Origin of the sequence: Mycobacterium sp. (genome assembly GCF_035314905.1) — a bacterium.
Classification (GTDB): domain Bacteria; phylum Actinomycetota; class Actinomycetes; order Mycobacteriales; family Mycobacteriaceae; genus Mycobacterium.
This window is the reverse complement of record NZ_DATFYW010000061.1, coordinates 1-7,353: the sequence shown is the minus strand read 5'-3', so window position 1 is coordinate 7,353 and position 7,353 is coordinate 1. Positions and strand designations below refer to the sequence as shown.

General features: G+C 65.9%; 6 protein-coding genes and 2 pseudogenes. 3 read left to right on the top strand and 5 right to left on the bottom strand.

Annotated features, from left to right (window positions below):
• Window positions 1-134 precede the first annotated feature (134 nt).
• The 3 genes and pseudogenes from VKG81_RS21470 to VKG81_RS04745 form a co-directional block, all read left to right on the top strand.
• Window positions 135-251: pseudogene (locus VKG81_RS21470) on the top strand (Dyp-type peroxidase domain-containing protein); the annotation flags it as partial.
• Between the two features lie 288 nt (window positions 252-539).
• Entirely contained in the window at window positions 540-1,676 is a 1,137-nt protein-coding gene (locus VKG81_RS04750; protein ID WP_324390192.1) for an AI-2E family transporter, read from the top strand.
• Window positions 1,677-1,742: 66 nt separating this feature from the next.
• Window positions 1,743-2,636 carry a class I SAM-dependent methyltransferase gene (locus tag VKG81_RS04745; RefSeq protein WP_324390190.1) on the top strand — a complete coding sequence of 298 codons (894 nt, stop codon included), beginning with the start codon at window positions 1,743-1,745 and terminating at the stop codon, window positions 2,634-2,636.
• Here the strand turns inward: VKG81_RS04745 and VKG81_RS04740 are convergent.
• From VKG81_RS04740 to VKG81_RS21460, 5 genes and pseudogenes are all read right to left on the bottom strand, one after another.
• Entirely contained in the window at window positions 2,633-3,364 is a 732-nt protein-coding gene (locus tag VKG81_RS04740) for an MgtC/SapB family protein (RefSeq protein ID WP_324390194.1), read from the bottom strand. The two genes, VKG81_RS04745 and VKG81_RS04740, sit on opposite strands and share 4 nt — an antisense overlap.
• Before the next feature lie 57 nt (window positions 3,365-3,421).
• Window positions 3,422-4,615: an alpha/beta hydrolase family protein gene (locus VKG81_RS04735; RefSeq protein ID WP_324390188.1), complete on the bottom strand. Its 1,194-nt coding sequence runs from the start codon at window positions 4,613-4,615 to the stop codon at window positions 3,422-3,424.
• A gap of 55 nt (window positions 4,616-4,670) precedes the next feature.
• Complete coding sequence (locus VKG81_RS04730; protein WP_324390185.1) at window positions 4,671-5,036, bottom strand: hypothetical protein; 366 nt, start codon at window positions 5,034-5,036, stop codon at window positions 4,671-4,673.
• Window positions 5,037-5,083: 47 nt separating this feature from the next.
• Window positions 5,084-5,494, bottom strand: coding sequence for a phosphatase PAP2 family protein (locus tag VKG81_RS21465; protein ID WP_414685163.1), 411 nt, complete (start codon window positions 5,492-5,494; stop codon window positions 5,084-5,086).
• A gap of 163 nt (window positions 5,495-5,657) precedes the next feature.
• Window positions 5,658-5,852: pseudogene (locus tag VKG81_RS21460) on the bottom strand (inositol phosphorylceramide synthase); the annotation flags it as partial.
• Window positions 5,853-7,353 lie beyond the last annotated feature (1,501 nt).

Sequence of the window (7,353 nt, the reverse complement as noted above, 5' to 3'; positions counted from 1 at the left end):
CGTGGGCGCCATGGGCCCAGCCGGCCTGGAGCCCCGACCAGAACGGGTGGGGATTCTGGTTCTTCGGAAACTGGATACCGCTGTAATCTGGCCCCATCCGGTTGCTGTGTAAATTATGAGAGTCTGGGTTAGCGGCCGACGGCCTGACCGTCACGGCGTCCGTCGGATCAACACTTTCCGCCGACCGCTTCGGTCTGGCCAATCGGGCCCCCGCACGGCTGGTACCGATGAGGTTGTTCCCCAACGACTTCGTCGCCCACCAGCAAGACGTGCACCGGCAGTCGAGACCCTTCAAACGCGGCTGGTCGACGAGCCCCTGACCGACTATGTCCAACCCTTCGGCGGCGGGTACTTCGTTGTGCTGCGCGGTGTTGCGGACGCCAACGACTGGTGCGGCCGGGGCCTGCTGACTTAATCCGGTCCCAGCCACGCCGAGAGGGCGTGGGTCACGGGGTTGGCTGACCCGCAGGTTGAAAGCGGCGCTTACGGGGTAGTCCCCAGCGAAAAGCTTTTGCCTTGATGACACGGAGACCCGCCCAGTGGCAGAAACGGACCGCAAGACGGAACTCGATGGCGAAGGACCGATCGCCGACGCCGAACGGGTTGCCTGGAAGCTGAGTTCTGACGACCAACCCCTCGGGCCGCCGGGGCCGCCGCTTGACAGGCGGTCGCCGTTCTTTGTCGGGATGAGTGCTGCCGCCGGCGTCGCGGTCACCTACGCGGTGGTCCGCGGCCTGGTCCTGGTGTCATCGATGCTGCTGCTGATCGGCGTCGCATTCTTCGTTTCGCTCGGGCTCGAGCCGGCCGTGTCGTGGCTGATCAACCGCAGGTTTCCACGGTGGGCCGCGGTCACGGTCGTGCTTGTCGCGTCGTTCGGGGTCATCGCCGCAGCGCTGGCGGCGGCGGTTCCGCCGCTCTTTGAGCAAGCACGCCAGTTCATCGACCACGCGCCGCACTACGTTCAGCAGATCCAGAACCACTCGTCGCTCGTCGGCAGACTCAACGATCGTTTTCATCTGCAGCAACGGATCACGGACACGGTGAACTCCTCCGGCGGGAACGCCGTGTCGGAAGTCGTCAAAGCCGGGAAGACGGTGTTCGGCACGCTGACCGATCTGGTGATCGGCGCCGTCCTGACGGTGTACTTCGTGGCCAACTTACCCAACATTCGCGCGACGCTGTATCGGTTCGTGCCCAACTCGCGCAGGCCGCGGGCGATCCTCATCGGCGATCGGATCTTCGCCAAGGTCGGCGCTTACATGATCGGCAACATCGTAATTTCCGTCATTGCGGGCGTTGCCACGTTCATCTGGCTGATCATCTTCGGCGTCCCGTATCCGCTGCTGCTCGGAATCTTTGTCGCGCTGTTGGATCTGATTCCGTTCGGGTCGACGGTCGCGGGGATCATCGTGGCCGCGGTGGCGCTGACGGTCTCGGTACCGGTAAGCATCGCCACGCTGGGGTTCTACATCGCGTTTCGGCTGGCAGAGGACTATCTGCTGGTGCCCAAGATCATCGGCAAGGCAGTGGAGGTGCCGGCGGTCGTGACGTTGGTCGCTGTTCTGGTCGGCGGGGCCCTACTGGGGATCATCGGAGCGCTGGTCGCGATCCCGATCGCCGCCGCCATCCAGCTACTGGTGCAGGAGGTCCTTTTTCCCAGGCTGGACCAGGTTTGACGGCTGACGTGTCGCGGCTACCGATGACTGTGAAGACTGTCAGGTTGCCCGCGTATCTTCGGTCGCATGCGTACTGAAGGAGATACCTGGGACATCACAACAAGCGTCGGATCCACCGCGCTTTTCGTCGCCGCGGCGCGTGCGTTGGAAGCTCAGCGGGACGAGCCGCTGGCCGTCGACCCGTATGCGGAGGTGTTCTGCCGAGCGGTCGGCGGCGAATGGGCAGACCTGCTCGACGGCGGCGCCCCGGACCACAGGCTGAAAACCGAGTGGGGCCAGTTCTTCCAGACCTTCCAGGGTGCGCGTACCCGCTACTTCGACAACTACTTCCGGGACGTCGTCAGCGCTGGGGTGCGCCAGATCGTCATCCTGGCCGCGGGTTTGGACTCCCGCGCCTACCGGCTGCCGTGGGCGGACAACACCGTCGTCTTCGAACTCGACCAGCCAAAGGTGCTGGAGTTCAAGCGCGAGGTGCTCGAACGGCACGGCGACGCCCCCACGGCGCAGCGGCGGGAGGTCGCCGTGGATCTGCGCGACGACTGGCCGGAAGCGTTGCGAGCCAAAGGGTTCGAACCGGCCAAGCCGTCTGCATGGCTGGCCGAGGGTTTGCTGATCTACCTGCCGGCAGCTGCGCAGGCGCAGTTGTTCACCGGTATCGATTCGCTGGCTTCTCCCGGCAGCCACGTCGCGCTGGAGGAGGGCGAGCCGATGGACTCGGCTGCTTTCGAGGACGCCCGGGAACGCGCAGAGGGCAACGGAGATCCCTGGATCAGCCTGGTCTACAACGAGAAGACCACAGACGCTGTCCAGTGGTTCGGCGAGCGTGGCTGGGCCGCGGCCGCCACGCCCCTGACCGAATACGTGCAGCGCCTGAGCCGCCCGGTGCCCCATCGCGACGACGAAGATGCGGGACGGATGTTCAGTTCGGTCGGCCTCGTCACCGCCAGACGCCTGCGTTAGTCACTGGCGCTGCTTGTCCACTGAGCAGCGCCCTCGTGGCGGGTCGTCCACCGCACGGATCTGATGTCGGGCTCCACGCTGAGCCTCCGCGCCGCGTCCTCCAGGGTTTCGTCGTCTCGTGTGTAAGCGGACAGCTCGGCCACCAGCCGCACCGCGCCGGTCGTGGCGGCTGCGACCGAACGCAGCGACTTCAGGTGCAGGTTGGGCCCGGTGATCAACGAGACGATCAACGCCCGCACGGCGGCCTCCGCGTCGGAGTTGCAGTCGACCTCGAAAACGTAGTCGGTGGGCGGCGTCTCACGGCCGAATCGGGTACGGGCGCGGTCCATGCGGCTCGCCAACGGGTAGAGGAACACATTGCCCGCGATGACGATGGCAGCGCCGGTGAGCGCCTCGCGCCACATCCATGCACCCGCCAGGGCGCCCACCGCCGCGGTCGCCCACAGCGTGGCGGCGGTGTTGAGGCCGGTCACCGAGGAGCCCTGCTTCATGATCACACCGGCGCCGAGAAACCCGATGCCAGTGACGATCTGGGCGGCCACCCTCGTCGGGTCCTGCTCGTGGTGGAATGTGTAGGCGCCCAGGATCAAGAACAACGCGGCACCCATGCTCACCAGCGCCATCGTCTGCAGCCCAGCCATGCGGGCTCGCCATTGGCGTTCTATGCCGATCGCGACGCCGAGCAGGGTCGCCAGCCCGACTCGGACGAGCAACTCCACTGCGGGCATGGTCATGGCAGGGATTTTCCCGCACCCGTGTGCCGATCAGCGCCCGGACACGCGAAGTCAGTCGAACATGAATTCGCGGAGGAACCGCGTCATGCGACGCAGATACGTCGGCTGGCTGACGTGAATGATGTGGTTACCGGGGAACCAGTGCAAATCGCAGTGCTCCCAGTGGTGCCAGAGCATCTCGGCCTGCCCGGGTGGGGCGAGCCGGTCTCCAAGACCCGTGATGATCAGTCGACGATCCCGCGGTATCACCGGCGCGTAATTCAGCGGCGAGTGATAGGCCGCTGCGGCGGCGAACTCGTCCCGGCTGAGACCGCCGATGTGCCGCCCGAGCGTGAACAGCTTGTTGGCCGGGAACCATGCGTCGAGCTCGGCTTCCACGGACACCACCGGTACGTTGGGGATGACGGCTTGGAGCCTGTCCTCGACGGCGGCGATCAGCGCGGATGTGTAGCCGCCCAGTGATATCCCGGTCAGTGCGATCTTCTCAACCCCGGTGAACTGCAGGTAGTCGATCACAGAGCGGAAGTCGTGGACCGCCTGTGCCATTGCTTCGGCGAAGCCGGTCAACCCGTGCGAGAAATAGCCGTATCCACTGAAGAGCGAATACTTTTCAGCTCGCCGACCATGAAACGGCAGGGTGTACAAGAGAACGTCATAGCCCGAGCGGTAGAACCACGGCAGCGAGAAGAACAGTCCGTTGAACAGGTAGGGGGACCCCATGAAGCCGTGGATGACACACAGCGTCGGATGCGGGCCGTCGTCGTGGCGCCAGTGCTGAGCGCGCACCACGTTGTTGCGGGTCAGCGCGCGCCACGACTCGCGCATGGCGGGGTTGACCGGCTCGAAGCTGCTCTTGAAATTGATGTTGTGCACCCGGCCGTTCGCAATCCACTCAGCCACCGGATTGGCCGGCCGGGAGTGGATCCGTGGTACCGAGCTCGGTGCCGGGAAAGACGCGGCCGGGTCGTGCCCGGCGGCGAGCTCGGAATAGAAGCGCAGATTCTGTCGCTCGCGGCGGGTGGGATGTCGGATCACCTCAGCCGCGATCGGCGGAATCATCGCGGCGCCGACCATCGACGCGACCGCCGTGCGCAGGCCGAGGTCGGCGACCGCGGACGCGTCGATGATGAGCCGCTGCCCGGGGGTGAGTTCCGACCGGTCCGGCAGACCGCGGGCGCCCGCATCGGCGCCCGGGATGTCGGGTACCGGGAGGAGTGGATCGACAGGGGCAGCTTCTGACGGCATTGTCAGCCAGCCTTTCTGGGTCGGCGGCCTGGTGCACCGCTCTCCGGATGCTAGCTCAGCGGTTACCCGCGGGTGGTGACGGCGCGAGCGACTTGCAGGCGGAGGTCGCGTTGTCCCAGGTGGCTTGGTCGACACCGGGTGGCGGGGGCGGCGTCCCCGGCGTGCCCTCGGGTGGCGGCCCGGGCGGTGGTCCCTGAGGCGCGGGCCCGCTGCCGGACGGCGGGGGGCCGCCGGGTACAGGCACGCCGTGCTCGGCCAGGCAGCGCTCGTAGACGCCGTGCGCATGCGGGGCCGAGGTGCTGCTGACCGCCGTCGATGTCGAGGTCGGACCGGGTGAGGTCGAGTTCGACGAGCAGGCAGCCGCGAGCGCGACGACGGCCGCCAAAGTGGTCAGCACAGTCAGGGTGTGACGTCGGAGCATCGGGTTCTCCTGCGAGGTGAGGTAGTAAAACCGTCGTCCCGATGACCTTAAACGGCTGTAGTGAGGCGCTCGAGCTCGGCTCTTGGTGCTGGGCGCTGTGATTTTCCGCGCCCCCGATACGCCTCGAGGCGGTCGACGACGAACGCGACGACCGCCGCAAGTGCCCATCCAGCCAGAATGTCGACGACGTAGTGCTCGGCGGAGTAAACCAGGGTGAACGCGATGACCAGCACGTACGCGACCAAGAGCGGGCGCCATGCGAAATGAACTCGGCGCCAGAGGAGCAGCGCGACCATCGCCGAGAGGGCGGCGTGCACGGACGGTATGGCCGCCACGAGATTCACGCTTGCCTGGCCCTCGTTGATCAACGCCCGTGCGGCATTGAGATGCAGCGTCGTCCAGCCCCGGGTTGAGATGCGCTCGACAAACTGGTGAGCCCCGCCCTGGCTGCTGTGCATCGGACCGAGGATTCCGCCGTCGGAAAGCCGAGCCGGAGAACGCGCCATGCAGGCGGGATTGCGACGGACCGCCGGCAACTTCATCGGCGGTGCATCGGCTGGCGGCCCACGGCGGCGCCGCGGGTATGACGGCGTAGAAGACCAACGCGAGTAACCACAGTGGCACGAAGCGGCGAACAAATGCCTGCCAGCTGGATCTACCCTGCAGCCAGGCCACGGCTCCGACCGCATAGGGGACCAGGAACAGCGACATGTAAACGATGTTCGTCAACACCTCCCACCACGGGGGCTGGGCCTGTTTGAGGTGCTCTTGCAGCCAGACGGTCGGCTCGACGCCGAAGAACAACCAGCGGTCCATTCGAGGCTGGACTTCCCATAGAGTGGGCGCGCCGAGCAGCGTGGCAGCACCCCGGCTGAAGTCGTAAACGAGGAGAATCGCTGCAAAAGGAAGCCAGTCCCGCAGAACCAGAGACAGGCGTCGGCGACCGATGCTGGCCGCGATCAAGCCGGTGCAGATGTAGACCAGCAACAGTTCGCGATTGAACGCCAGCCCGGAGGTCCATGACCTGAACACCAGCACGAATGCCCAGATGCCGAGCGCCAATCGCCGGGCGATGGTGAAACGGCGTTCGCGGATCGAGGCCTCGGGCGCTTCCAGGTACCGATCTCGGACGGTGAGCAACGCAAGCATCAACCGTGAGTTATATCCGGCGGTGAGCCCGGATAACTGCTGTCCTGCCGGCAACTTCCTCGCACTGCCGCGGTCCGGCGGTCGAAATGACTGCCGCAGCGTCAAGGCGGGCAAACTCGGTCACGCGACGAGAGCTTCGCTGCAGTCCCTGGCCGTCAACCTGGATCGTAGGTAGGGCTCTATCGTAAGGTCTCCTGAACGCCGGACTACGCCCGCCGTGACAAGAGTTACTGCGTGCCGGTCGACTAGCTGCGTGAAGAGCAGAATCGTCCGCTTAAGATACTGTTGCCGTTGATATTTCGGAGCATCTCGTATCAGCCAATTGCCAGGTTGGGTGCCCGCGGGATTGAACTCGCTTGGGTAAGGTAACCGACTCGTAGAGCGAACCCCAGGACGGTGTCGGCGCCGCCTTGTCGCGACGCGCTGACGGCGGGCCCAACCGGCTGACGGCATACCCGCAAACAAACTACGGTGACTGATGAAAGCAGGCTCGGCTCGATGACACGTACCGATGTTGAACCTAGACCCTCTCAACGGGCGACTGTCGGTCGCGGCTGCCGGGGACTTTCGGCGCTAGTCGGGCTCACCGCCGCGCTGGCACTGGGCCCGCTGGCCGTTGCATGCAGTTCGAACAGCAAGCCGACGCCCACCACGACCACCACGACGACGACGTCTGCCGCGAGCTCGGGGGGCGCTCACCGGTCTCACGGCGGTGGCGGTGGCGGCGCGCCGGCGGCGCCCGGGGCGCCGAGCACCGTCACCGATACCGCAACGCAAACCGACACGCAGACCGCGACCCAAACCGACACGCAGACCGCAACCCAAACGTCCACGCAAACCTCGACCCAAACCGTCACTGTCACGCCGAGCTATCAAAACCCGCGTGGTCGCTACGGCCCGGGGGACCGGGTCAGTGACCTGTTCGCCGCACGACTATTCGATGGTTCCTCAATGATCGTCCAACCATTTGGCCGGAGTGGGCCGTTTCGTTTTCTACCGATGCGCGGGTGCCGGCGTACGCGGCGGCGTGATGGCCACCGGCTACGCGTCCGGCGCGTCGGTGGCGTGGCCGGCAACGAGGCCGTCGGCTTCGGCGTTGGCGACCGCGCGTTGCCAACTGAGATCGGCGATCACGAGCACACCCAGCGCGGCGGCGAGGGCCACGAGT